This is a genomic window from Paenibacillus sp. MMO-177 (genome assembly GCF_037147795.1).
Lineage (GTDB): Bacteria > Bacillota > Bacilli > Paenibacillales > Paenibacillaceae > Pristimantibacillus.
Window position 1 is genome coordinate 100,059 of sequence record NZ_JBBCUR010000008.1, and the last position, 25,862, is coordinate 125,920.

At 52.2% G+C, this 25,862-nt stretch carries 14 protein-coding genes and 1 riboswitch; of the genes, 6 read left to right on the top strand and 8 right to left on the bottom strand.

The window, feature by feature from the left end:
* Window positions 1–21: 21 nt before the first annotated feature.
* The 4 genes from WFK81_RS23280 to WFK81_RS23295 all read right to left on the bottom strand — a co-directional run bounded on the left by WFK81_RS23280 (window position 22) and on the right by WFK81_RS23295 (window position 10,993).
* Window positions 22–960 carry a TIGR03943 family putative permease subunit gene (locus WFK81_RS23280; RefSeq protein WP_336788892.1) on the bottom strand — a complete coding sequence of 313 codons (939 nt, stop codon included), beginning with the start codon at window positions 958–960 and terminating at the stop codon, window positions 22–24.
* 12 nt (window positions 961–972) lie between these two features.
* Window positions 973–2,037: a permease gene (locus WFK81_RS23285; RefSeq protein WP_336788894.1), complete on the bottom strand. Its 1,065-nt coding sequence runs from the start codon at window positions 2,035–2,037 to the stop codon at window positions 973–975.
* A gap of 17 nt (window positions 2,038–2,054) precedes the next feature.
* Window positions 2,055–3,272 (bottom strand): HupE/UreJ family protein, encoded by a 1,218-nt coding sequence (locus tag WFK81_RS23290; protein ID WP_336788896.1) that lies wholly within the window; start codon window positions 3,270–3,272, stop codon window positions 2,055–2,057.
* A 119-nt stretch (window positions 3,273–3,391) separates the two neighbouring features.
* Window positions 3,392–10,993, bottom strand: coding sequence for an S-layer homology domain-containing protein (locus WFK81_RS23295; RefSeq protein ID WP_336788898.1), 7,602 nt, complete (start codon window positions 10,991–10,993; stop codon window positions 3,392–3,394).
* A 457-nt stretch (window positions 10,994–11,450) separates the two neighbouring features.
* Window positions 11,451–11,535: riboswitch (ZMP/ZTP riboswitch) on the top strand.
* An 83-nt stretch (window positions 11,536–11,618) separates the two neighbouring features.
* On the opposite strand from WFK81_RS23295, the gene WFK81_RS23300 reads away from it, so the two are divergent.
* Both WFK81_RS23300 and WFK81_RS23305 read left to right on the top strand, forming a co-directional pair.
* A complete protein-coding gene (locus WFK81_RS23300) occupies window positions 11,619–12,473 on the top strand; it encodes a bifunctional 5,10-methylenetetrahydrofolate dehydrogenase/5,10-methenyltetrahydrofolate cyclohydrolase (RefSeq protein WP_336788900.1) in 855 nt (284 codons plus the stop codon).
* Window positions 12,474–13,112 (top strand): cyclodeaminase/cyclohydrolase family protein, encoded by a 639-nt coding sequence (locus tag WFK81_RS23305; RefSeq protein WP_336788902.1) that lies wholly within the window; start codon window positions 12,474–12,476, stop codon window positions 13,110–13,112.
* Between the two features lie 156 nt (window positions 13,113–13,268).
* On the opposite strand, the gene WFK81_RS23310 is transcribed toward WFK81_RS23305, so the two are convergent.
* The 3 genes from WFK81_RS23310 to WFK81_RS23320 are packed head-to-tail and all read right to left on the bottom strand — an operon-like array spanning window position 13,269 to window position 18,709.
* Complete coding sequence (locus WFK81_RS23310; RefSeq protein WP_336788903.1) at window positions 13,269–15,275, bottom strand: beta-galactosidase; 2,007 nt, start codon at window positions 15,273–15,275, stop codon at window positions 13,269–13,271.
* Between the two features lie 25 nt (window positions 15,276–15,300).
* Window positions 15,301–16,899: a response regulator gene (locus WFK81_RS23315; protein WP_336788905.1), complete on the bottom strand. Its 1,599-nt coding sequence runs from the start codon at window positions 16,897–16,899 to the stop codon at window positions 15,301–15,303.
* Window positions 16,874–18,709 (bottom strand): cache domain-containing sensor histidine kinase, encoded by a 1,836-nt coding sequence (locus tag WFK81_RS23320; RefSeq protein ID WP_336788907.1) that lies wholly within the window; start codon window positions 18,707–18,709, stop codon window positions 16,874–16,876. The genes WFK81_RS23315 and WFK81_RS23320 overlap by 26 nt, the downstream gene beginning before the upstream one ends.
* 200 nt (window positions 18,710–18,909) lie before the next feature.
* On the opposite strand from WFK81_RS23320, the gene WFK81_RS23325 reads away from it, so the two are divergent.
* The 4 genes from WFK81_RS23325 to WFK81_RS23340 all read left to right on the top strand — a co-directional run bounded on the left by WFK81_RS23325 (window position 18,910) and on the right by WFK81_RS23340 (window position 23,722).
* Window positions 18,910–20,250, top strand: coding sequence for an ABC transporter substrate-binding protein (locus WFK81_RS23325; RefSeq protein WP_336788909.1), 1,341 nt, complete (start codon window positions 18,910–18,912; stop codon window positions 20,248–20,250).
* 72 nt (window positions 20,251–20,322) lie between these two features.
* Window positions 20,323–21,213 carry a carbohydrate ABC transporter permease gene (locus WFK81_RS23330; protein WP_336788911.1) on the top strand — a complete coding sequence of 297 codons (891 nt, stop codon included), beginning with the start codon at window positions 20,323–20,325 and terminating at the stop codon, window positions 21,211–21,213.
* A 13-nt stretch (window positions 21,214–21,226) separates the two neighbouring features.
* Window positions 21,227–22,051: a carbohydrate ABC transporter permease gene (locus WFK81_RS23335; protein WP_336776394.1), complete on the top strand. Its 825-nt coding sequence runs from the start codon at window positions 21,227–21,229 to the stop codon at window positions 22,049–22,051.
* Window positions 22,052–22,069: 18 nt separating this feature from the next.
* A complete protein-coding gene (locus WFK81_RS23340; protein WP_336788913.1) occupies window positions 22,070–23,722 on the top strand; it encodes a glycoside hydrolase family 43 protein in 1,653 nt (550 codons plus the stop codon).
* A gap of 58 nt (window positions 23,723–23,780) precedes the next feature.
* On the opposite strand, the gene WFK81_RS23345 is transcribed toward WFK81_RS23340, so the two are convergent.
* Window positions 23,781–25,862 carry a choice-of-anchor J domain-containing protein gene (locus WFK81_RS23345; protein WP_336788915.1) on the bottom strand — a complete coding sequence of 694 codons (2,082 nt, stop codon included), beginning with the start codon at window positions 25,860–25,862 and terminating at the stop codon, window positions 23,781–23,783.

Sequence of the window (25,862 nt, forward strand, 5' to 3'; positions counted from 1 at the left end):
CTTCTCAGTGTTTCAACAAACTTAAATTTTTGATGCAAAATTGATATCCGGATATACGTAAGGCACCGCGGACGGCTCGGCTGACTCTATATCCGTCGCCACAATCTTCATGATATCGCGGCCGCCCAATTGCGTTTTGCCGATTGTGCCCGTAACCGTAATCCATGTATCGTTGGCGTAATCGTCCGCTTCGGGCATCTCAACGATCATGCCGTAAGGGGCAATGTCCGCAATACAATGAGTCATCGCCATCCGGCCTACGATCAGTTGACCGCCGGACAGCTGCTTGTCCCGGTATACGAAACCGGTTATCCGTATCGTTTTCCCCTGGAAGTTGTCCACGAAACGGTTAATCGCCTCAAGCTTCTCGATAAACCATTGATCCTTCATTTCGATCATGTCCTGCTGATATAGCAGCATGCCCAGCTTTGCGTAATCAAGGTTGTAAGGCTGCGTGCGAAACAGCTCCTTCAGCCCGTTGTCTACATTGCCTTCCAGCTCTACAAGCTCGAGATCCGCTTTGCCGTCATCGACGGGAGCAGCCCCCATATTCATTCCTTTGTTAACGGCGAGCGATCCGGCAAACGCCGTGCTCGGGAGCGTTGCGCCAAGGAGCAGCGGAAGCAGAAATAGACCGTATATTCCCGATTTCATGAGCATCCGGCGCGAGCGTCCCTGCCCCTGCCCGACAGCATCATGCTCATGTCCGTGATCGTGACCGCAGTCGCATACGATAACCCGTTCCCGAAGCGAACGTACTGCTATGCGGAATTGCGATCCTGCCAGAATGAGCAATACAACGGAAGCGGCCACGACGTAAGGCACCAGTCCAGGTGCAATATAGAGCAGAATATCCCCCGTTTGCCACAGATAAAGGATGAGCGCGGCGAAGCCAATCAGGATCAAGCCTTTAAACGAATGATCGAAGGCTTCGGTATGCGCGGGTTTCCAGCGTATCAATATCCTTCCTCCCTAGTTCATGATAAGAAGCGAGCCAACGTATACAAGCACGGTAACGCAGGCGCCTACAAGCAGCACGAATTTTGTTTTGAATACGGCAAGCATCATCAGCAGGCTTTTCAAATTCAACATGGGACCAAATACCATAAAAGCGAGCAGCGCACCTTTATCGAAGGTGGTCAGGAACGACTGCGCCACAAACGCATCCGACGTCGAGCAAAGCGACAGCATGAAGCCAAGCGCCATCATCAGCGCGTTCGAGCTGCCCGGACCATGTCCCAGCGCCATCAGCTCGGTGTTGGACACAAACGTCTGAAGCAGACCAACGAATATGGCGCCAAGCAACAGAAATTTGCCCATGTCAAAAAATTCGCTCACCGCGTGTCCCATCACTTCTGCGATTTTGCCGGAGCGGTGAGCATGCGAATGTTCATGGTTATCATCATGCTGGTGCTGATGATCATGATGATGGTGGTGAACATGTGCGTGGGTATGGACGTTTGCGGCAGCCGCTGCCTCCCGAAGCGGATCAAACCGCACAACGCGGTAGACAATCAGACCAACAATCAGAGCAATAACAAAGGCAAGCCCCATCCGCATGTACGCCATTTCGGGATGGCTGCGGAAGGCGGTAAACGTCGACCAGAAAACAATGGGATTAATAATGGGCCCAACCAGAATAAAAGCCGTCGCTACATGGATGGGCATCCCCCTGCGAATGAGCTTCCGAATCGCCGGCACCATCCCGCATTCGCAGATCGGGAAGATGATGCCAAGCACCGTTGCCGTTAAAATCCCCAGCACCGGATTGGAAGGAATAAAGCGGCGGATCATGGCGTCCGACACGAATACGTGAAGCAGCGCCGAGACGATAACGCCGACCAAAATAAAGGGCATGGCTTCCAGCATAATGCTGATAAATAAGGTTTTGAACAATTGCAGTTTGGGATCGGCAAGCCATGTCCCCGGAGCATTGCTCGAGAACAAATATAGCCCAAGAATAAATAGCAGGCTGACGACAGCGAAAAGATTCGTGCGCGAAGATGCGGTCTTGCGTTGTATTGTCGTATTTTCCATAAGTTTACGCTCCCGATTTATCCGATGAATACCCGTTCAACAAGCCAAATTCCACCCAACAGCAAAGCCGTGCTGGAACCGGCCAATACGAATTTTCTCGCGTGCCGGTAACGATGAAGAGCCAGAATAATCGGAAGAGCAAGGCAGACAATCCCCAATTGGACCGCTTCGATGCCCAGATTAAAGCTGGCGAGATCAACGCCCATTTCCTTGCGCGGTATATTCATGCCAACCAGAATATCCGCGAAGCCCATGCCATGGATCAAGCCGAACAAAAACGTAAGCATCCACCGGTAGCTGACTTGCGGACGCACCATATTGTCAATCGCTACATAACAGATGCTTAAGGCGATCATCGGTTCCACAAATGCGCCGGGGACGCTGATCCAGCCAAGGACGGTCATGGACAACGTGATGCTATGCGCGACCGTAAATGCCGTGATCATAACGAAATACTGCTTAATCGTTTGTCTGGCAATTAGCAGCGAGAATAAGAAGAGCAGATGGTCGTAACCGCCAAGAATGTGATGCATGCCTAGTTTAAAAAACGAATACCAGCCGGAGGTCGCGCTTTGGCTGCTTTCCGTAACGGTGTTGCCGGAAACGGCGCCTTCAGCCGCATCGTTTGCTTGATCTCCGCCGCCGGCAGCAACCGGCTGCATGTCTGTGGGCAAAGCCGCGTATTGATCATCCGTTATTTGCATCGCCCATGTCCGGTCGCCGCCGTTTAATGCCGAAGTGCTTTGACCGGAGCCGTAATGGATCGTCAGCAAATTCACGTAATTGGTCTTGGCATCCTTCTCGTACAGTGTATCTGAAAGCGAGAGCGATTCGCCTCCGGATGCGGCCGGATAACGAACCTGCATAATCACCTGCGTGGCATCGCCTTTGCGGTTAAGATAGTAGTTCTCGATCTGAACCGGCGCCTGTGCTTTCCCGCCTATTTTCAAAGTTATGTTTTTATTGAATACATCCGCAAAAGGTTCCTTATCCGCTTCGAACTCTTCTGGCTCGAGCATCTTGTTGTCATTGGCGTCGCCGCCTACCCATTCGATGACGGACAATTCATCAATCGCGTAAGTGACCACGGTGCCGGACTTCGTCAAATCCACGGTCGTATAGCTGGCGCTGTACGCATGCGCCGATGCCGCCAATGGAAAAGATACGGCTGTTAAAGCAATTGCAATGGTCCCGCCTATTCCGGCGATAATCTTTCCTAACTTGTGCGCAAACATGATCCGTTCTCCCTTCGATCAAGCGTAAACGGCAATTTCAAGACAAAACAAGGAGCAGAGTGCCGATCTGTCGACACGGCACTCTGCCTTGCTTTTGAAAAAATCAATACTTTGCTTCTTTATTTGTTCATGAGGTTGTAAATCGCTTGCACGGCTTCAGCGCGAGTCGTAATGCCCTTCGGTACAAATTTATTGCCCGAGCGGCCATTGATCAGCTTGAGCTTGGCAGCGGCATTTACGTAATTTTTCGCCCAGCCCGATACCGTACCGATGTCCGCAAATGAAGATTCGTTCACGGTATCGATCGGCTGCTTCTTAACGACCTCGTAAGCTCTCATCATCATGGCGACCATTTCCTCGCGGGTGATGATGCCTTGCGGATCAAACGTGGTTGCGGTACGGCCGGTTACAATGCCATTGCTGTACGCAATCGAGATTGGCTCCGCGTAATACGCGCTGCCAGGTACGTCAGCGAACGATTTTGTCGTCGAAGCGGTCAGCTTCAGCGCATTTACCAACAGCTTCGTAAATTCGCCGCGCGTAATCGCCCGATTTGGTTCAAAGGCCGTATCGCTTGTACCGTTAACGATTTGTTTGGCTGCCATTTCCTGAATGACGTTATACGCCCAGAAGCCCGACGTTACGTCGCTGAAATTATGCGTTACTTTAAGAACGGCATATTTGCTGAAATGGCGGATCTCGGCAGTCATTACGCCATTCGCATAATCGCCGCCGATGTACTCCAGCTTGCCGTCGTCACCGATGTAGAAGATGCCAAGCAAGCCTGGATTTGCAGCTGCAGCCGAAGGATCAACCTTCAGGCGGAGCGTGATCGGCTCATTGAATTGCGTGAGCTTCGATGTTGCGCCCGCAGCCGTCGTGAAGGAAAGGCTGAATTCGTAAATCTGGCCTTCGACCCGGATGACAGAATGGCTGTTATTCTCGCTTCTCGAAATCGCCTGGCTGGCGTCATTCGAGCTTAACGGAGCCATCTGGATGGAGATCGTGCCCTTCGAAAGATCCGTTCCGGATACTTGCGCGGTCAATTGCTTGAGCAACTCTGGCTGCAATTGCAGCTCTACGCTGCCCGATTGCAGAACAAGCGGATGACTTCCAAGCAGCTCTGATGCATTGCCAGGCAGGCTGAATGCCGTTGTGTCCGGCTTCAAGGCTACAGTCGTAACACCTTGCTTAAGCATGTCGGCGGTTACCGGAGTAACGTTGCTTGGCGTTTCGGTCGAACCGCCATTGTTGCTTCCGCTGTTATTGCCACCGTTGTTTCCGCCGTTGTTACCATTGTCCGATGGCGTCTTCGCCGGAACGATGACCGGGATTGGTGCCGTCTCCGCCGTCGATTGATCGGATATTTTCGTTACCGTCACGACAACCTGTACCGTTGTTGCTTCAGATGGCGGCGTAACCGTGCCGTCTGTTGCGATAACGCCGGTTGGCGTCACGCTCTTAATGCTGTACGTGAAACCTGTCGGTGCTGCCGGCAATGTCCAAGATGTCGCATCCTTCGCCGGCGCCGGGAGACTTGTCAGCGCTGCAGCCAAGCCGGCAGCGGTCTGTTCAACCTTGGACAGCTCTTTCGTATTCCGGACGCGGATCCGCATGCCTCCGGAATAACCGCCGGACAAGCCTACGGCTTGCAGCGTTTCTCCCACGCTAAGAACCGGAATCGGTCCGCTCTGATCGACGATATAACCGTCCGCGAACACAAGCAGCGGTCCGCTGCCGTCATCGATAACATAAGAATTGCTGTCCGGGATCGACGTTACGGTGCCGATCACCTTCACCAGTTGACCCAAGTTCGCAGCAGCTACTGCATCATGCGTGCTGACCGGCTTCGGATCAGGCGATGATCCGGAGCTGACTTTTACGACGCTGGCCGCAAAGCCGTTATACTCCAGCTCAATGTTATTTTCGAATTCGCTGATATGACCGTATACCCGCACAACGTCACCCAAAGAGAGCGTATGCTCAGGCAATTCGTTAAACGCCATAATACCGCCGGTTGCGTCCTGCAGGTAGAAAGCGTCGAAGAATATTTCCGAATCGGATGTTACGGTTCCCTGTACGACAACATCTGTGCCGACCGGCAGCGCGCGTGCTTCTGCAATCGAACTTACAACCGTCTCGCGGTGCGCAAGCCAGTTGATCGCGTTAAGCGCAAATTCGTTATTGCCCTTTGCGTTAAAGCTTTCGTCCATCTGTTTGTCGTTGAAAATATTCATGCCCGATACGATAATTCTTCCGGCACCAACCGTTTCCGACGCGATGAGCGGAATCGCCGAGCCGCCCGTCAAGTCTGCGGGAGCCGGGGAAGACGCTACATTATACGGGGCCGTATCGCTCTTCATCTGCGAAGCAAGCTGGAATGTGGACTCGTTGCCTCGTGCCAGAACCGTTACCGTATCGCTGTCCTTCAGTTCCGCTTTGACCGGACCGCCGCTGTTCTTCGCCAAGCTGGATCCGCTGTAATACTCGATGGTCGATACGAAATCCGTCAAATAGTTGCTGACAGGCTTCGGATGCAAGCGGACCGAATAGTTCGAAGTAAGCGGCGTAGACCAGAAGTTGCCGTCTTTTGTCTCGTCAACCACTTCGTCGTTATTCAGCACAATCGTGGAGCCGATGCCTTCAAGAAGCGGATTCAGATTCTGGTTGGTAGCGCCATAGTTGCTCTTATCCGCCAGCCAGACCGAGCCTCCGTTATTAACGAAGTTTTTAATAGCCGTAATTTCATCCGCGCTATAAGGAGCCGCCGGGTGGGAAATATACAGCACCGCCGCGCCGTTCAGAGCGGAACCGGTAATCGTCGACGCCGTATTCTCGGCAACGGTATAGCCTTGGAGTCTCATCTGGTTCGTAAACGACTTCAGGTTGTCTTTATAGCTGCCGGTATCCTTGGTTGTGTTCTCGTTGTTCTTCGAAGCGTCGATCAGAATCTTTTTGCCAAGCGGCGCTTTAATAGAGAAGGATTGATGGTACTCGTTCAGCGTTGCATCAGCCGTTGTCAGAACAACGATGATGTCATGATTGCCTGCCACCGGATTGCTCCAGATGACGCTCGCTGTCGTTGATTTCCCGCTAGCCAAGGAATCAATGGTCGTCTGACCGATCAGATGACCGCTGTCTTGTTGATCGTAGTAGTACGAGACCGTCATCCCGTTAATGGTTTCCGTACCTTGGTTGCTGATCGAAGCGTTCAGCGTTGCTGCATTGCCGCCAATGATGGCGCCTTCCGCGGCAACAACGGTGCCGACCTTCACAGCGACCGCTTCTTCTTCCGACCAGAACGGCGCGGAGTAAATGCGGTCTCCGTCAGCTTGCGTAACGCGAACGACGAACCATTGTTGTCCGCCTGCAACCGTTACGGTTGGCTTCCAATTGAACGAAGTCTGATTAGACGTCGGAGTATACGTTGCCGCTATTACGCCGCCGTTCGTGATCAGTTCAACCTTTGCAACGTTATCGTTGGACTGCGTTGCAATATAGCTGTAATGCGGGTCGGATTTGTTCTCGAGCACGTCATCGCTGCCGGAGATGTTGAAATTGAGCGTCTTGCTGTCGACGGTAGAACCCATATACCAGCCGTTTGCCGTTGCGTCCAATTTAGCGTTTGGATCCTCGGTCATGTAAACGCGCATATTGCGCATCGCATCCATAAGCGAATCCGTCGTCAAATCTTTCGAGACAATTACTGTACGTCTCTTTGTTTGGCCCCAAGTCGCATCATGATTGTCTTCACCGAAGGTTGGTGCGACATGCCAGCCGATGTCGAGTGCCTTATAGTACAGGTTTTCAAGATTGACATAGGAGTAGTTGCCGGAGCCGTTGCCGACTTCGAACAAGGTGAACAGCTTGTCTACTTGCTTGTTGTAAGGCAAGAAGCTGTTGAATGCGCCCGTAGGTGCGTTCGGATGATTGAATTGGGCAACGATGTCATCGTAAGTCATTACCCAAGAGTAATACTTGTCCAGGTCCTGATACATGCTGCCGTCTTCAACCCGGTCGATGAAATTGTCCGTGCCGAATACGTTCGAGTGGCCCCAAGTGGTCGATGTCATTTCGAATGCCGGGAATACCACGAATTGTCCGTCAACCGTATTCGATTTGGCGAGCGACTTAGTCAGCGCCCAGCTTTCGCCGCCCTTGCGCTCAGGCATGCCGCCATGGGAAGCCGCATCTCCTGCCGTTCCGCGAATTGCAGCGTCGATATCATGGGAATGGTCAGAGAAGGCGAAATAGTCATAGCCGTAATATTTTGCCTGATCAAGCGCGGTTTGAGGGTCGCCGTGCGCGTCATGCGAAATATTCGTATGGTTATGCGTTGTGCCGTAATAATGGTTGCCGCCGGAAAAACGTGCTTCAATTGTAAACGTCCACGATTTATCCGTTACGTTGCCAAGAGCATCCTGGATAATCAACTGAATGGTGTGGTCGCCTACAGCCAAATCATCGTCTGCGGTCAGCGTAAGCGTCGCCTGTGTAGCCGAGAATGCTGCACGCTGCGTGTAATCAACGCCGTCGATTTTCAGCGTGGCATTAGCAAAATCAATACCGCTTGGATCGTTATACGTTGCGGAAATAGCCGGATGCTGCGTTTGGAGCTTATCTCCTTCCGCAGGAGATAAGCTTGTAATGGCAGGGCCGTCTTTATCTTCAACGATGTCGATAACAATTGGCTCAGCGCTGCTGCCGGAACCGGCCTTAACCTCGCCGGACACCGCTTCGATGTAATAGAATAGCTTGCCCGTCGTCGGAACATCCGATTGCGGAATATGGCCGTTATAATGCACCTTGTCCGCAGCTGTCAGCTGAACGGAACGATAATTTTCGCCTTCCGCCCCTTTATAATAAAGCGTTACGGAATCGGCGAACTTCGCCATGGCTTCAAAGCTGACGTCCACGCGAGTGTAGGCTTTCTCAAGAGGCGTATGGCTGAATTGGAGCTCGCCTTTGACGTCCGTAGCGCTGCGTGGCATCAAACGGTAGCCGCTGTCATACGGGGATACCCGATCAGCCTGTCCGATAATGCCGGTAAAGGAATACGTTTCGTTTAGTGCAATGGTATTGCCCGACATATCAATGCCCGAGCCTGCCGTTACTCTAACGATAAACGTATTGTTCGCATCATCCGTAAGCGTTACGTCCGTATCCGCTCCGGATGCTGCCGTATTCGTAACCTTCCCTTTGATTACAGCAAGCGTGCCTTCCAGCGGCTCCATGGTAGCAGCCATTGAAGCTTGTGCAAGCTCAACCTTCGTTGCTGCAGGCAGGCCTTGATCGCCTTCATCTTCGATCGAGGAAGCCAGAAGCTGAACCATACCGGCTGTAAACACAATCGTGCCTGTCACTTTGACTTTATGTCCCGGTACGATGGATACGCTTGGAACCGCTCCGGCAATGACGCTAAGACCGCCTGCAGCGTCCTGCACGTAGAAATGGGTTGGCTCCGTACCGAGCACGCCGTTAGCCGTCGTAATGACACCTTCGACGGTTGTCGTATAACCAACCTGCTGCGTCATGCCTTTTGCATCCGAAGCACGTACGTCGCTAATAGCCGCGATTGCCGGTTTCGTGTAGGAAGACGCGTCGATGCGTGTATAAGGGCTTTCCGCATTCGCATACGCATGCGTGAGGTAAACGGAATGAATGCCGGTGGAATTCTGGATGGTCATCGTAAACGAACCGTTCAATCCCGCTGTCGTTTGTCCAACCGCGGTGAACGCACCGTTAACATAGGCATAGGCTTTCACCGTCGAATTCGCCACGGCCGCATCCGCCGCACCGCTCACCAATGCAGCACCGTCAAATGTAATATTGGCAGCTACAGGCGTTTCTTTGTAGGAAGCATTCTTCATGATGATTTCGGATGGCGCCGCTGCCGATTTTGGTACGAATGTCACGAAATCCTTCGAAGGATCCTTCGTGAAGTAAGCACCGTTATGCATGCCAACAGCCGCACGCGGGTCCGAGCCAATCTCGGTTTTGCGCACCATAACACCGCTTGCGATATCCGATGCGATGAACGGCCTTCCCCATAAGAATGTCTTGCCATCAAAGAAGGAAGATGCGCTGCCGTAAGCAACCAAGTCGACAATATTCTCGTTAGTCGGATCTGATGTCACTGTTGATGCTTGCGTCAGAATCATAATGCCGCCGCCGGAGGAGCCCGAATTAGGTCCCAAGGAGCCGGAAGCATCGGCTGTCACGGGAACGGCAGATGCTCCATTGGCGTTGACTGCATCGTTCACCAGATAATAACTATGAGCTTTGATCGTGCCGTTAAGCGCCGTACCCGATCCTTTTGTCTTAGGCGTGCCTAAAGCACTGTACTCGACAATCCAGCCTTTCAAGCTGATATCATGGTCCGTACGGTTGTACAGCTCGAAGAATTTGTTCTTGTAAACCCCGTTCGCCGATCCGCTAACGTTCAGCATGCTGAAGACAACGTCACCGGGATTAGCTTTATTCGGGTTGGCGATCGCAAAATCAACGCCGGTCTTGGAGCTGACTAGCTTGTTCGCCGCTTTTGCAGTCACGTAAATTTTCGCATTGCCGTCCGCATTGGAAAGGCTAACCGTAAACGAACCGTCCGCTTCGGCTGTTGTCGAGCCTGCCGGAGTTGTGCCATCCGCCAAATAGATCGTAACGGCTGAGCGGCCAGCTACGGCGGATGCTGTTCCCGACACGGTCGAGTGGCTCGAATAAGTAATTTTGGTTGCATTCGGTGCGGCAGTTTGTCCGACCGATATGTTCACCTTCGCACTCTCTTCTTTGCCCGTTTCCGTCGCGGTTACCGTCACCGTTCCCGCATGAGTCGGATTGCTGATGGTCAAAGTAAACGAGCCGTCCGCGTTTGCGGTCGTATTGCCAAGCGACATATTGTCCGCATCGTATGCTTTAACTTCAGCATTTGCCGGCACTGCTCCGATATCGCCGTTTAGTGTCGCATAGTCGTCCACAAACGTAATTTTGTTTACGACCGGAGGTGTCGATGTTTGTACGCCGCCGTTATCGTTACCGCCGTTGCCGACATCGCCGCCGGACCCGTCAGACGAATCGCCGGTTACAACGATATTTTCGATCTGGTTGGTCCCCGTGGCTCCAAGCGGATCGGTTGCGGAGTATGACCCCGTACCCGCACGGACGGAAATATTGTCAACGAGCGTCCATCTCAAATAAACCATTGCCTGATTGTCCGCTTGGGAAGGCAGTGCAACATTGGTCAGTACGCCTGTCGTCCAATCGTTTTGAACTTTGACGGTGCCGCCTGCAACATCGTTCCAGGTTGTCCCGTCTAAACTATATTGAAGTTGGAAATCTCTCGGTCCTGTGTTCGACCCTCTTTGAACCGACGATACTTTAAGGTTCGTATAGCCGGAAGACACAAGAGAAACCTGCCAATAATCGCCGACCTTCCAATCTTTGCCGCTGACAACTGGCATTGCAGGAGTTGATGCATCGTTGGAAAACGTAACCGCTGATAGACTTGTCGTCATCTTCTTGTCCTTGTTGACATCAAGCGTAACGTTTTGGTTCGCAGGAAGATCAGCTACTCCCGTGCCCGTCCCGTCCCATTTCGCAAGCGTCACCGCAGAAGCTGCGGATGCCTTAGGCAAAAGACTGCCCGGCTGCAGTAGCGTGAAAAGCATCATAACGGATAAAACAATGCCGAATACGCGTTTATTTTTTAATGCCGAATAACCCACTTAAATGCCTCCGTTCAATGAATTCATTATGGAAATAAGTCTGCTAACAGAGGTAGGCCAAGCTATAATGTGATAAAATAAATAGGGCTTGCTTATCAACGGCAAATAAACCGCCGATAAGCCGGTTTCTTCAGAAGCCGTGGTCCGTGTGCCCCGCCAAAAGCTAACGGATCGCGGCTATTCGATTCCTATTTATGCCTTGCAAGAGAATAGAACTCCTTTCTACAAAATTCTACAAAGATCTACAAAAAACGAGTTAGCCTTACCTCACCTGCATTATAGCACCGTTAAATTGGACAAATGTCATCGTAATATTAATTTTTTAGCAGTAAACCATCCCGCTTTTTTCATATGTTCATTTTTGGAATATTTTCAGATGAAATTTGTTTCAGCCCTTACAAAAAGAACAGGTAACCGCCTTTTCTTTCGTTCAAACTTTTGATACAGTAAGAAAAATAACGTTGTATGCGACTGGCGAAAAAAGTGGAATCAACCACGAGGGAGCATACGGCTTGGACGTTCCGTTCGCCTGGGAAAAGTATCTGATGGATAGACTCGCGTTTTTCGCGAGCCTTCCGCAGGTGCTTTTTTTTTCGTTCATGAACAATGGCATGGAGGGATTGGAATGACAAAGCTCTTGAAAGCGAAGGAAGCAGCAGATCAGGTATACGAAGGAATCCGGACGAAGGTCGAAGAGTGGAAGCAGAACGGAGTCCAGCCTCATATGGCGACCATTCTGGTCGAAGGAGATCCCGCATCGGCCTATTATGCCGGGGCCAAACAACGAATTGCCGAGAAGCTGGGCGTAGTTTTTACTCTCCACTCATTTACGGCCGAGGTTACGGAAGACGAGATCCTCCGGCTTGTTCATCGGTTGAACAATGATCTATCCGTGCATGGCATTATGCTGGAGCTCCCCCTGCCCCGGCATCTGTCGGCGAGCACCATTGAGAAGGCGATCTCCCCGCTGAAAGACGTGGATGGAGTTACGCCTGACAATAAGCTTGCTACGGTAACTGGCGACACCGGTCTCTATCCGGCTACCCCTCAATCCTGTATTCGGCTTCTAAAGCATTACGGTTATACGCTTGAAGGCAAGAACGTAACGCTCGTCGGACGCGGCCAAACCGTCGGACTCCCGCTGTTCCATATGCTTCAACGCGAGAACGCCACCGTAACCGTCTGTCACTCGCGCACGCCGGACATCGCTTCTCATCTGGGCCATGCCGATATCGCCTTTGTCGCCGTGGGCCGTCCAAATGTCGTTACGCAAGCCATGGTTCATTCCGATCTCGTTATAATCGATGCCGGAATCAATGAAACGCCGGACGGTAAAATGGTCGGCGATGTTGCAATCAACGTCCAACCAATCGCAGCGGCGGTATCCCCCGTACCAGGCGGGGTCGGAACGTTAACGACGGCAATCCTGTACGAGAATCTGATGAAGGCTATTGACCTTCAACTTGGGGAGGGCAAATAGATGACTGCAACAACGACGTGGGATGATTCCATCCGCTATTTTCTGCAGCAAGCCGGCAGCTCCAATCCTACGCCGGGTGGAGGTAGCGTAGCGGCATTAATTGCTGCGCTTGGAGCTTCGATGACTTCCATGGTCGGCAACCTGACGCAAGGAGAAAAGTTCGCCGATATTCAATCTACGATTGTTGAAGTCATAGAGAAGATGCATCGTTTAACGGCAGAATGCGAAGAGCTGCTTCAGGCGGATATCTCATCGTTCAATAAATACATGGACGCGCTAAAGCTTCCTAAGAGCTCCGATGATGAGAAACTCATACGCAAAAACGCGCTTCACGAAGCTGCGATTCAAGCGATTGAGGTTCCCCTTCGTCTCATTGAGGTATGCCGGGAGGGTCTGGTATTTACCCATCACATTGCGGAATCTTCTAACAAGAACGTCATCTCCGATCTGGGAATCGGAGCGATCTTGTTCGAAGCTGCCGCACAATCGGCTTTGCTGACGATCGAGATCAATCTAGCCTCGTTAAAGGACGCCGAGCTGAAGCAGCATTATTCGTCCAAACTGGCCTCGCTAATGAGCGAGATTCAGGATCTGAAAAACAAGTCCCTGCAAATAACCCGCAACCGCATCTTGAATTAATTCATTTGCAGACGTACGTTGGATTCACTCCAATAAAATAATGCAGCTCCACTTCGCTATGCACAATGGACAACGGTCTAGCCAACAATGGCGATGTCAAAATAGAAAAGGCTGTCCCATTGTCATCTTGATGACTTATCGGGACAGCCTTTTCACTTATGCTTCCTCTATAATCGCTACGCCCCAGCGCTCAAGCTCAATCGTCTCTCCCGAGCGGAGCCCGCGGTCCGCGAGCAGCTCGGCGCCGTCTCCATGAGGATAAACGAACGATTGCGGAGCATCCGAATAATTGAAATAATAGCGGATTGTTTTGCCGGACTCGTTAGTCCCCGTCTTCACGATAATCGGGAACTGGAGCTCTTGATCCGCTCCCCAAATACCCGCTTCGCGGCATGCTCCCTCCAGCACTTTGCGGGCAACCGCTTCGCTTGGAAGGCAGCCGATATAGGTTGCGACGCCTTCGCCATGCCGGTTGGTCGTGATCGCCGCGTATTGTCCCCAATGCGGGTGATCATACCAAGCAAGCACCTCCGCCGTAGTTGGCGTAAGCAGCTCCATCCACACCTCTACGTTATTGTCGGACTCTCCAACGCCAAACGGATTGCCTTTCAGCGATACCTTGTTCGGCTCTACAAATTGCGAATAGCGAATGCCGCATGCCTTCTCGATGAGACCGGGCTGAGCGCCCGTCCGCACCTTAATATGCTCGTTGGCAAAACCGCTCTTGAACGTATATACGACATGCCCGCCGTTCGCGACGTAGCGGTTCAACGCCTCAAGAAGTTCATCCGATGCGGCGTACAACGCCGGTATTACGATTAAATCGTAATTGCCCAGCAGCTCGACAGACCCCGGGTGCAAAATATCGCAGCCGATATTCATCTCGTACAGCCGGTCGTACATGAGGCGAACGATATCATTATAACGGATCTCTCCGCCAGGCAGCTTGAACCAGTCGAGGGACGTCAACGCTTCGTTGCTCACAAGAACGGCAGCGCGATTCGTCTTCTTGAGGTTAACCAGCTTATCTGACAAACGGGCGAACTGGCGCCCAACAAGCTTCGCTTCGTTATAAGTCGGATTTGGCCCCAAGTCATGGCTGAGCAATCCTTTCCAATACGTTTCGAAGGAGTTATGAATGGAATGCCAATGCCAATACTCGACCATATTGGCGCCGGAAGCCAAGTGGCTGAATGCCTGCTGCAGCAGCTGGCCCGGATATGGCGTCCAGTTCGGGAACGCTTGGGCTTGCGTCTCCAGCACGAAATAGTTCGTCCCTTTCAGCGAGCGGGTCGAGTCTCCGCCGAAGGAAATTTCCTTCCCGGTGAGATCGTCCTGCGACGGATGATAAATATCAACGCCAGCGATATCGAGCGCCTTGGCCGCTTCAAAATGGTCCACGTCCGGCTGAACGCCAAACGAATAACCCCGCCATTCAAAATCGAAGTTATGCGTAACGAATTGACCGGGACGTTTATACTCGTTTACGATAGATGCCTGCCACGCGAGGAAATCGGTCACGAGCTGCCGCTGGAATCTTGCGAACTCGGCTCCAAGGCTGCCGTTAATCGTACCGGCTGCCGACGGGAAGTCCTCCCAGCTGTTGATCCGGTTGCTCCAGTAATCGAGGCCAAATTCCTCGTTCAGCCGCTCTACCGTACCGAACTTCTCCCTCATATATTTAACGAAGCGAAGCTGCACGTTAGGACCGCTTGTCCGGTAATGCTTCGTTTCGTTATCCACCTGATAACCGATCACGGCAGGATGATCGCATACCCGGCTGATCAGCTTGCGGATAATACGCTCGGAATAAAACAAATACGAAGGGTTCGTAATGTCCATAATCTGCCGCGCCCCGTAACGGCCCGGTCCGTCCGGCGTCTCCGCCAGCACATCCGGGTGCTCCTTCACCATCCAGGTTGGCACCGCGTAGGTTGGCGTTCCGACAATTACATGAATGCCCGCTTCATGCATGGCATCCAGCACGCGGTCCACGCTGGAGAAATCAAAGACGCCGTTATGAGGCTCATGCGTGCTCCAGGTCGATTCCGCGATGCGGACCAGGTTAATGCCGGCCGCCTTCATCATCTCAATATCCGTGCTTAATCGTTCGTAAGGCATATACTCGTCGTAATAGGCTACCCCATATAACAGCTTGTTCAACGTCATCTCTCCCCTGTCAAAGGTTTTATAGATTATTGCGATATTGGGTTGGCGTCATGCCGGTATGCTTCTTGAACACCTGGAAAAAGTACTTCTCGTCCTGGTACCCGGATTCGTGGGCGATATCCGAGATCCTTAGGCTTGGATCCCTCAGCAGACCGGACGCGTACTCAATACGAGTACGGTGAAGATACTCGATAAAGCTTGTCTGCAGCTGCTGCTTGAACAAATAACTGATATAGCCCGGCGTAACGTACACCTCCCGGGCAACCGATTCCCGGCTTATATCAAGCCGGAAATGCTCGTGCACATAAGCGAGTATCGACTCGAACAGCTTGTTGCCGTTTTTGCGCGCGGACAGCTGATCCGCGATTTTGAGCGCCGTATCCGTCAGCGTTGCCATAATATGCTCCAGGCCGGAACGGGCCATCATGCGGGGGATTTCAACCAGACCTCTGCCGAATACCTCCATCACGTTGACATTCCGTTCAATGCAATCCCGGTAGAGAGCGAAATAGAGCGCATAGATCGAATTGCTGACATTCTCCTTCGAAGAGCTCTCCGGCTGCAGGGAAGCGAGGAAGTCCTGCAGGCTGCCGCGGATCAACGCTTCCTCCCCTTTTACAATCGCCTGAAGGACGGCCTTCTCTCTCTCCAGCGGATAAGAGGCATGCGTGAAATCCTCCTCCTCCGCCGCTTCGAGATAATCGGTGATCTTTGCGCTGCCCTCGTAAAATTTCGCGTTTAACGCCTTCTCCGCTTCTTGAAACGAAGGGCGGAAATGCAGGATATCCCGGTCAAAGCTGCCAATCCCCACCGAGACGGTAAACTTGAGATAGCCTTCCGCATTATGCTGAACGGCTTCCGCGTATGGCAGGAGCAGCTTTGTGTCGAGCCATTCCTCCGCGTTCATCAGCAGCACCACGTCATCGTTGTGCTCGAAGGCGGCGCAGCGGCATAACGGCGCAAACGTCTCCTCGGCAATATTTTTGAGGGCGTATTTGAACAATTCAATATCTACGCTGCCGTACCTTTGTTGAACGAGATGCAGGTTATCGATTTGCACGATTAACGCGCCGAAAAACGGAAGCGGAAAGGATATATCGCTCAGCTTCAGGTTGCTAAGCAGCCGATCGTACGGAGGATTCTCGGTCAGCGCGAGCCGGCTGAGCGCATATTCCTTGAGGAAAGGGAAGCTTTCCCGGAATCCGCTGCGGAGCCCCTCCAGCTTCTCGCTTTCCAGTCTTTCTTCCGCGATCTCCTCCGTCAGCTTGACAACCAGATCCAGAATTTCCTGCCGGCGGCTTGGCTTAAGCAGATAATGGGCCACGCCGGAAGCCATCGCCTTCTGGGCGTAGGCGAATTCGTCATGCCCGCTCATAATGATGCATTTCACAGCGGGATGCAGCTTTGAGACCTGCTGGATCAGCTCCAAGCCGTCCATTACCGGCATCCGGATATCCGTCAGCAGAATATCGACGTCCGTGCCCTCCATGATCTCAAGCGCCTCCGCGCCATCCCGCGCCTCGCCAACGATCTCGATGCGGTGAGCCGCCCAGTCAATCAGCATTTTTATGCCCGTACGGGCTCTCTCCTCATCATCCACGATAAGCAGTCGATACATGGTCGCCACTTCCCCCCATCGATAGAACCGCAGGTATAAGGAGCTGTACCCGCGTGCCTTGTCCAGGCTTGCTGTCATAGGTCAATTCGAAATCATCCTTGTAATAATGCTTCAGCCGTTCATGAACGTTGCGGACGGCATAACCGCTTGTTTCTTGCGCGACGTTGACGTCGCTTTCCTTCGGCAGCTCGGTCAGCTTGGCCAGCTCCTCTTCCCCCATGCCCGATCCGTTGTCCTCGATAACGAACTTCAGGCGGTCTCCTTCCCGGGTGCCCGTTACCCGCACAAATCCGCCGCCACGCTTCCGTTCGATGCCGTGTACAATGGCGTTCTCGACAAACGGCTGCAGCAGCAGCTTCAGAATGACATACTCGCCAAGTTCGGGAGAGATGTCGACTTCGTATTCGAGAACATCGCGGAAGCGCATTTTCTGCAAGGAAAGATAGAGCTCGAGAAGCTCGCGCTCCTTCGCCACGCTGGTGAAGCTTTTGCCGCGGTTAAGGCTTAAACGGAACAAACGAGACAGATTAATAATCATCTCGCTGATTTTCTCCTGGCCGGCGGATTCCGCCTCCCAGAATATCGTGTCCAGCATGTTGTACAGGAAATGGGGATTAATCTGCGCCTGCAGCGCTTTAAGCTCGGCTTCCTGCTCCCTGAGCCTAAGGACATACGCATCGTCAACAAGCGCCTTGATGCTCTCTACCATACTGTTGTACCCCTGAGTCAAATACCCGATCTCGTCTCCGTATTTGACGTCCACTTTCTCGTCGAATTGACCGTTCTGGAAACGGCGCATCGACAGCAGCAAATTTTTGATAGGAGCGGTCAGGAACGTCGTGAGCAGCAGCATAACCGGAATACTCATGACGAGCCACACCGCGATAAGCAGCATGACGAACTGCTTGATGGAATTCAGCTCTTTGGTAAGCGTGCTGAGCGGTACCGCATAGAGATACTGCCAGCCGTTTTCCCCTTTGCTGTACGTTAACAGCAGGCTCTCTCCGTCCAGCTTCACGACCTTTGACCCCGATTCGGGAATAGCCGTACGAATGGCGTCGAGCTCGGACTGTCCATCCTTGAAAAAAGGTTTTCCCGCCTCCAGCAGCGGCTCGCCGGTCGAATCCAGAATAACGATGCCGTGATCCTTGTCGTATAGATTCGCCAGGTACTGCGCTTTGATGGTCTCTTGGTTCACGCCTACAAATATAAAACCGATGGTATAGCCGTTATTGATGTTCCGGACAATCCGGGTCATCCCGATCTTCTCCTTGCGGTTGTTCTGTATAAACACGTTATCCGAGGTTAAAGGAAACCATAGAGGCGCTCCGCGCAAAGCAGCCGTCTCTTTATAGATCAGATTGGCCTGGATTTCCTGAATGGTGCCCGAACCGCTGCTATCGTCGGTTGCAACCTGGAACAGCGGCGGTCCTTCCTTCCCATACAAGGCGACATAATCGAAATTGCCCGTCAAAAGCATCTGATTCATTAGCGTTGTTGTTGACCCATTGTACAAGGCAGGATCCAGCGTTCCCTCTTGCGGGCGCACCTCCATCTGGAGCGTCGACTGAATATACGGGTCCATGGCAAAGACCGTCACCCAATTCGATATTGCCTTTTGCATCGACTGCATGTTATTTTCCACAACCCGGACAACCCCGAGATTCGTTGAGCTGACCTTGTTTACGATTTGAGTTTTTGAGGTTTGAATCGCATAATACCCAAGCAGAGCGGAAAAAACTGTCATGAGCAGCGCGAACGGAATAATGATTTTGAACTTCAGGCTTAAGTTGAAATAAGCGCGCAGCATGAACGATCACAAGCCTTTTCTTTGCTTTTTTGTTATTCTAATCTTCCTATGCGGCAATCACAATGACTTTGGCAAAGGTTTCGACAAACGTCTACCTTCGTCTTTTTTTCTCTACTGACCAGCCATTATTCCGCTTGTTATGATCGGTGCAGGCAATAGAGATTGCTTACATTCCTAATCACAGATCAGGGGGATTTACGATGAAGAGATATTCCAACTGGGCGCGTGCGTCCATATTGACTCTAGCGGTTGCATCCGTTGCTTCGCTTGCCGCATGCGGCAGCAACAACAGCTCGAATACGGCGGACAGCGCAAGCGGAAACGGCGGCGGCGCCAGCAAGGTAACCCTGCGCTTCTTCTCCAACCTGCCGGACCGCAAATCCGGACAAGGACTTGCGGAACAAACGGTTATCGATAACTACATGAAAGAAAATCCGAACGTCAAGATCGACGTCGAGACGCTTGCGGAAGAGCCTTTCAAGAGCAAGCTCAAGGCTTATATGTCTTCCAACGAACCGCTTGATATTACCATGGTTCACGGCGGGGCCGAGCTTAATACGCTGGTGCAAGCCGGTTACGTAAAAGAGCTGGATCCTAAAGCTTACGAAGGCGAGCAATTCAACTTCCTGCCTGGCGTGTACAAATCGTTTACGTTTGGCGACAAGCTGTACGGCCTGCCGCGCAACAGCGACTATGAAGTGATCTACTACAACAAAAAGCTGTTTGAAGACAACGGCGTAAAGGTGCCAACAACGATGACCGAGCTGCTTGATGCGGCAAAAGCTTTCCGCGACAAAGGCATCGCGCCAATGTCGATCAACGGCAAAGACCTGTGGAGCTTTGGCGAGATGTTCCAGAACGTGGTGCTTCGCTACAGCGGCAACCAGAATCTGATTCTGGACGCCATCGATAAGAAGATCAAATTCGCCGATGACGAGAGCTTCCTGAAAGCCGCTCAATACCTCGCCGACGTGCGCGATGCGAAGATGTTCCAGGATGCCTTCATGACGGCGGATTACGGCGCGTCCCAAAACCTGTTCTCCCAAGGAAAAGCGGCAATGTGGTACATGGGCTCTTGGGAAGCCGGCATGGCAACCAACGAGACATTGCCTGAAGTGTTCCGTCAAAACCTTGGCGTTGTGAAATTCCCTGTTGCCGACGGCGGCAAAGGTACAGCTGACGATCTGCTCGCTTGGAACGGCGGCGGTTATGCCCTCGTAAGCAGCTCGAAGCATCCGGAAGAAGCGAAGAAATTTTTCGACTACCTGATGAGCGCAAACCAATGGGCGAAGACGGCTTGGGATACCGGCGCGGCCGTTCCTGCCCAGAAATATGAACTGACAGGCAGCGAGAGCGAGATTCAGAAGACGTTGACAGATATTTTGGTAAACGCAGCTTCGACATCCGGCGCTTCCGCCATCGACTACGGCACGCCGAAGTTCAAGGATGATTCCCAGAACGCGTTTGGCAAGTTCTTCTCCAGCAAACAAACGCCGGAGGAACTGCTGAACGCGCTCCAGACAGCGGTGGACACCCAATAGACGCATAAAAGGAATCGGATAAGGACAGGGCGCTCCTGTCTTTATCCCTTTCTAAAGGATGGAGAGATTATCATGCATCGAGTGTTTAGAAACAAAACGGCGATTTTTCTATTCGTAGCTCCCGGTATGCTGCTGTTCGCGCTTACCTTCCTGGCCCCGATTCTGGTCAGCGGCTATTATTCCTTTACCGATACGCTCGCTCCGGGAACCAACGTAAAGATGGTTGGTTTCGACAATTACACGAATCTGCTCTTCCATGACGGGAAGTTCTGGCTCGCTCTTCGCAACGCGCTTCTTCTCGGGATCGGCTTTATCGTGCTGCAGCATCCGATTTGTATTTTCTTCGCGATCCTCCTCGACCGTCTTGGAGGCAAAGCCGAGAAGATTTTCCGCACGATCTTTTTTATCCCATGCGTCATCTCGGTTGTCGTTATTTCGAAAATGTGGCTTTCCCTTCTTGATCCAACCTTCGGCATGCTGAACAAGCTGCTGGATCTTGTTGGCCTTGATGCCTTGAAGCATGCTTGGCTTGGCGAGAGCAGCACAGCTCTTGGCTCCATGCTCTTTATTCTGATCTGGGCCGGCTTTGGCTGGGGTCTCCTGTTCTACTACGCAGGCGTTAAAGGAATTTCCGAGGACCTGTACGAGGCTGCGCAGCTCGACGGCGCTTCCGGCTTCCGAATGCATCTGAAAATTACCGTTCCGCTCCTCAAACCGGTTATTGCCGTTCAATTTACGCTTGCCATCATTACCGCATTGAAGCAGATGGAGACCGTGTTCCTGACAACAAACGGCGGACCCGGCGACTCTACGCAATTCCTTGCCGTATACCTGTATAACAAAGCTTTCTCGGCCAGCCAATACGGCTACGCCAACGCGATTTCGATTCTGTTCGTCATTGTATGTCTACTTGCAACTTATTTGAGCAACCGTCTTACTCGCAGCGATGCGACGGACTTCTAGGAGGGCGACACACATGATAGCACGCAAAAAAACGGCAATCTGGATTTTCTTCCTGATCGTCGCCGCAGGACAACTATTTCCTCTCATCTGGCTTGTCGACTTCTCCTTTAATTCGAGTGCCGACTTTTATTCCGATAGCATACTGAAATGGCCTAGCTCGCCGCAGTGGCAAAACTACGTAAATGCCTGGGTGGATGGGAAATTTTTGAAATATTTGTTCAACAGCTTGTTTATCTCCATCGTGACGATCCTGTTGACAGTCGGTTTATCACTGACGCTGTCTTACGCGTTTATCCGCATGCAATGGAAGCTCCGGACCTTGCTGTACACGATTCTGCTTCTTGGCATTATGATTCCTATTCACGCAACCCTGCTGCCAAACTTCGCGATCTTCAAAGAGCTTGGCTTAACGGATTCCTATCTCGGCCTTATTCTTCCTTATACGGCGGTATCCGTTCCTCTTGGAACGTTTATGCTCAGCGGCTTCCTGAGAAGCATCCCGAAAGAACTGGAGGAATCGGCTGTCATGGACGGCTGCAGCATTTACCGTATCGTATTCCAGATCATCGCGCCGCTGCTTAAGCCTGCGCTCGTTACGGTTATCGTTACGACCTTCCTGAACTGCTGGAATGAATTTATTATGGCTTCGACGTTCCTGAGCAAGGATGCGCTTAAGACGCTTCCGTTCTCGGTTATGAACTTTACCGGCCAGTACTCTTCCGATTACGGCTCCCAATTCGCGGTTATGGTGCTGACGTCGATCCCGGCGATTATCATCTACGCGGTGTTTAACGAGCAGATTACGAAAGGCGTAACGGCCGGCGCCGTTAAAGGCTAATAGAAGGAGAATAGTGAAATGACCATGATTCAGAATCCTATTCTGAGGGGCTTTAACCCCGATCCTTCCATTCTTCGGGTGGGAGACGACTATTATATCGCGACTTCAACGTTTGAATGGTATCCCGGCGTACAAATTCACCATTCCAAGGATCTGGTAAATTGGCGTGTCATCGGTTACGCGCTGGACCGCGAGTCGCAGCTTGATCTCAAAGGCATCGAGGCATCGGGCGGCGTATGGGCGCCATGCCTCAGCTACGACGAGGATGCCAAGCTGTTCTATTTGATCTATACCATTATGCGCAGCACAACCGGCAACTTCTTTGATCTGGACAATTACGTCGTCACGGCAAGCAGCATTACGGGTCCATGGTCGGAACGGACGTACCTGAACAGCTCCGGGTTCGATCCTTCCTTGTTCCATGACGACGACGGCCGCAAATGGCTGCTGAATCTCGAATGGGATAACCGCCTTGGTTACGAGCATCCCGGCTCTATCGTCATCCAGGAATATGCTCCGGAGAGCCGCGAGCTGATCGGCACGCCTGTCAGCATCTTCCGCGGGGCAACCGACATGGGCTGTCTGGAGGCACCGCATATCTACAAGCAGAACGGTTACTATTACATGATGGCGGCGGAAGGCGGCACAGGCTTTGGCCACGGCGTCACGATTGCCCGCTCCAAATCCCTGTTTGGCCCTTATGAATCCGATCCATGCAATCCCATCATTACGTCGGCAAAGGAGATTAACCTGAACCGGCGCGGCGTTGACGATTACTTGAAGCCTTATCAGTACAATCCCGATTCCGTTCTGCAAAAGAGCGGACACGGTTCTCTCGTGGAGACGCAGGACGGCGTGCCGTACATTGCGCATCTCACGGCAAGGCCGCTTGCTTCGAATCAGCGAAGCATGCTGGGCCGGGAAACCGCCATCCAGCGCTGCGAATGGACGAAGGACGGCTGGCTCCGCCTTGCATCCGGAGGACAACGTGCTGAGCTTACGGTTCAGCCTCCTCTGCTTGCGCCTGCTCCATGGGAGAAGGAGCCGGCAAGGGAACACTTCGACAGCGGCGAATGGAATGTGCACCTGAACTCCCTTCGTGTGCCGTTGAACGAATCGTGGATAAGCCTGAAAGCACGGCCGGGTTATATGCGGCTAAGAGGCAGAGATTCCTTGTTCTCCCTTCACGAGCAAAGCCTTATCGCCCGCCGCCTGCAATCCGTCCATGCGGTTGCCGAGACCTGCGTAGAATTCGAACCGGACAATTTCCACGAAACCGCTGGACTGACGTTATTTTACGATCAGAACATGTTCTATTACTTAAGAATTTACTATAGCGAAAGCCTGAACGGCAAATGCCTAGGTATTCTGTATGCCGACAACGGCGTTAAGGTAGAGCTGCCGGATTCCCGGATACCGATTGCCGGCTGGGACAAGGTGTATCTGCGCGCTGTAATCGAAGAGGCAGAGCTTCGCTTCTACGGCTCCCCGGACGGCGAGGAATGGACGCAGATTGGTCCCGTACTGGACGCCAGCAAATGCTCGGACGAGTATTCGAAGTTCGGCCACTTCACAGGCGCCTTTGTTGGCGTCTGCTGCCAGGATTCCTGCCGGAAACGGAAATACGCGGATTTCGATTATTTCGAGTATAGAGAAACGGATGGGGAGTAGAGAGTTTAATATAATAGAAGAAGACGCTCAGGAGAATCCTGGCGTCTTCTTCTATTTTTTATTTAGAGGGCTTTCCTTTTTTTCCGTTAGACTTTAAGACTACGTCGTAATTGTAAGGCACGCTGCTCACGGTGCCTTCAGGCGCGGCGTAAGTCGTCATCATAATGATGCGGTCGTACTTGGAGCTGTGAAGCATATCGGCAAGCTCAATTCGGGTGGACTGAGACATATTGATCAGATCCGGCACCCGGATAACCTTTACTTGGTTGCCGCGTTCTTTATCCTTCTGCTTATCGTAATTCTTCATCAAGCCGATGAACTCGACCTGATAATTCACGTATTGGCCAACCGCCTGCTCCAGGCTCTTAAAGCCGGAGGTATCTGACATCGGATCAATGATGGTCCCGTTCAGTTTCAGGTTGGACAGGTACCAGCCTGCTTCGTTGTAGCCCCAGTCCGTCAGGTAACGGAACCCAAGCAGCACCTTCTTCCCGGCATAAGCGGACAGATCAAAGGTCTCCGTCTTCCAGCCTTCGGAGCTGCCCGTGAAGCCTGGTAGATTGGCTGCCGTCTTCGGATAACCCCCTTCGACCAGATCGCTGCGCGTATCCTCGTTGGCTAGCGAGGTCCAGGTCTTTCCACCGTCCTCCGATATTTGCACAACGCCAAAATCCCATTGTTCTTCAATGTTATAGCTGGTATCGAAGCTGAGCTTAGGCGTTGCCTGACCGGTAAGATCCAGTTCCCTGATCAGGAAGTTGTCCGCCTGGTCGCCTTGGTTGCTCCATAGGACCGTCCCTCTCTCGGGATCCTCTACAGGCGTCCAGTTGGTGCGCAGGAAGTCGAGTCCCTGGAAGTACAAATGATCAATTTTCGAATCCGGCTTGAGCACCTTAAAGTCTGTTCCCCATGCAGGAGTAATATTGTCCGCCTTAACCGAAGCAGCAAAGTTGGGAGTTAGATCAATAGAGTTGAATTTGTATGTGGAGGAGTCGCCCTGATACCCGCTGTCGAGTACAACGGCCGTCATGTAGTCGGCATACAAATCGGCGAATGACTTATTAATTCCCGCCTCGGCAAGCGCATCTTCCACGCCGCTTATGCCGGTGTATGGATCATGGAACAACGTTCGGATAAACGATTCTCCGTAATGATCGTAGAGATACAGCTGGAACAGATATGCGTTGCCGTAATCGGCAAGAATCTGGAGATCGGTCTGGTCGCCCCATATAGTAAGAGAGTTGCGGAGATTGGACAAAAATTCGTTCACATGATCCGTGGAGTGGCCGTATCCGACCATGTACTGGGCGAAATCGGACAAGCCTTCATTGATGAAGCTTTCTTCCGCCGGATCGGTATCCCGGTGCAGCAAATGCTGAAACTCATGGGCAAATACGCCTTCATAGAGATAAGGCTTTGCCGCTGTCGGCCCGGTCCTGTTGAGCCAATCCAGACAATCGATCGTCATGACATTGCGGTCGGCAAAATCGCTGATCGTCGGGGAGAAGTAACCGGCGATGTAGCTCGGATAGTTCGGGTTGTAATAGCTTTGGTCCTTAATATTGTCGATCAGAATAACAACGCGGCCGCTGTCATCCTTGTACAAACCTTTATAGCCCTCTTCTCCTTTGCGCTCCGCCGGCGGCGCAAAGTATTCGATTTCTTTCGGATAAATACGGGTTTCGAACTCATTCAGCAAATATTGAACTTGCGCATCCGTAATTTGAGTGGAGCCATTGCGAGGATCACCATTGGGGAACTTAAGATTGTTCGCTACCCATACTTCACCGTTCTTTCCAACAGCACGTAGAGTAAAGTTCGTCAAGTAATATTGACCGTCCACATCGTTGTTCGTCAGCCAAGGCTTGACGGTACCCACATCGGCTTCCGTCAAACCGGCCTCCGCCGCCGACGAGGAGCCTGCATTCTCCGAAGCCGCGCTGCCCGACAGGTTCAGCCGTCCCTCGGCTTCGACGCTTTCCAGCGTGTCGGCCCTAAGCTTCGTGCCTACGTCCAAAACGCTGGGATTTGCGTTATAGCTTGTCTGTTTGGCCGGCGCTGCCGTTGCCGCAGCCGGCGCCAGAAGGCCGCCGACCAGAATAAATGACGATAACAGAGCAAATAGATTGCGCTTTACCAC

Bases quoted from the DNA above. Each gene is read 5' to 3' on its own strand.
- WFK81_RS23285 (WP_336788894.1), bottom strand. From the start codon at position 2,037: ATGGAAAATACGACAATACAACGCAAGACCGCATCTTCGCGCACGAAT.
- WFK81_RS23290 (WP_336788896.1), bottom strand. From the start codon at position 3,272: ATGTTTGCGCACAAGTTAGGAAAGATTATCGCCGGAATAGGCGGGACC.
- WFK81_RS23300 (WP_336788900.1), top strand. From the start codon at position 11,619: ATGACAAAGCTCTTGAAAGCGAAGGAAGCAGCAGATCAGGTATACGAA.
- WFK81_RS23305 (WP_336788902.1), top strand. From the start codon at position 12,474: ATGACTGCAACAACGACGTGGGATGATTCCATCCGCTATTTTCTGCAG.
- WFK81_RS23315 (WP_336788905.1), bottom strand. From the start codon at position 16,899: ATGTATCGACTGCTTATCGTGGATGATGAGGAGAGAGCCCGTACGGGC.
- WFK81_RS23320 (WP_336788907.1), bottom strand. From the start codon at position 18,709: ATGCTGCGCGCTTATTTCAACTTAAGCCTGAAGTTCAAAATCATTATT.
- WFK81_RS23325 (WP_336788909.1), top strand. From the start codon at position 18,910: ATGAAGAGATATTCCAACTGGGCGCGTGCGTCCATATTGACTCTAGCG.
- WFK81_RS23330 (WP_336788911.1), top strand. From the start codon at position 20,323: ATGCATCGAGTGTTTAGAAACAAAACGGCGATTTTTCTATTCGTAGCT.
- WFK81_RS23335 (WP_336776394.1), top strand. From the start codon at position 21,227: ATGATAGCACGCAAAAAAACGGCAATCTGGATTTTCTTCCTGATCGTC.
- WFK81_RS23340 (WP_336788913.1), top strand. From the start codon at position 22,070: ATGACCATGATTCAGAATCCTATTCTGAGGGGCTTTAACCCCGATCCT.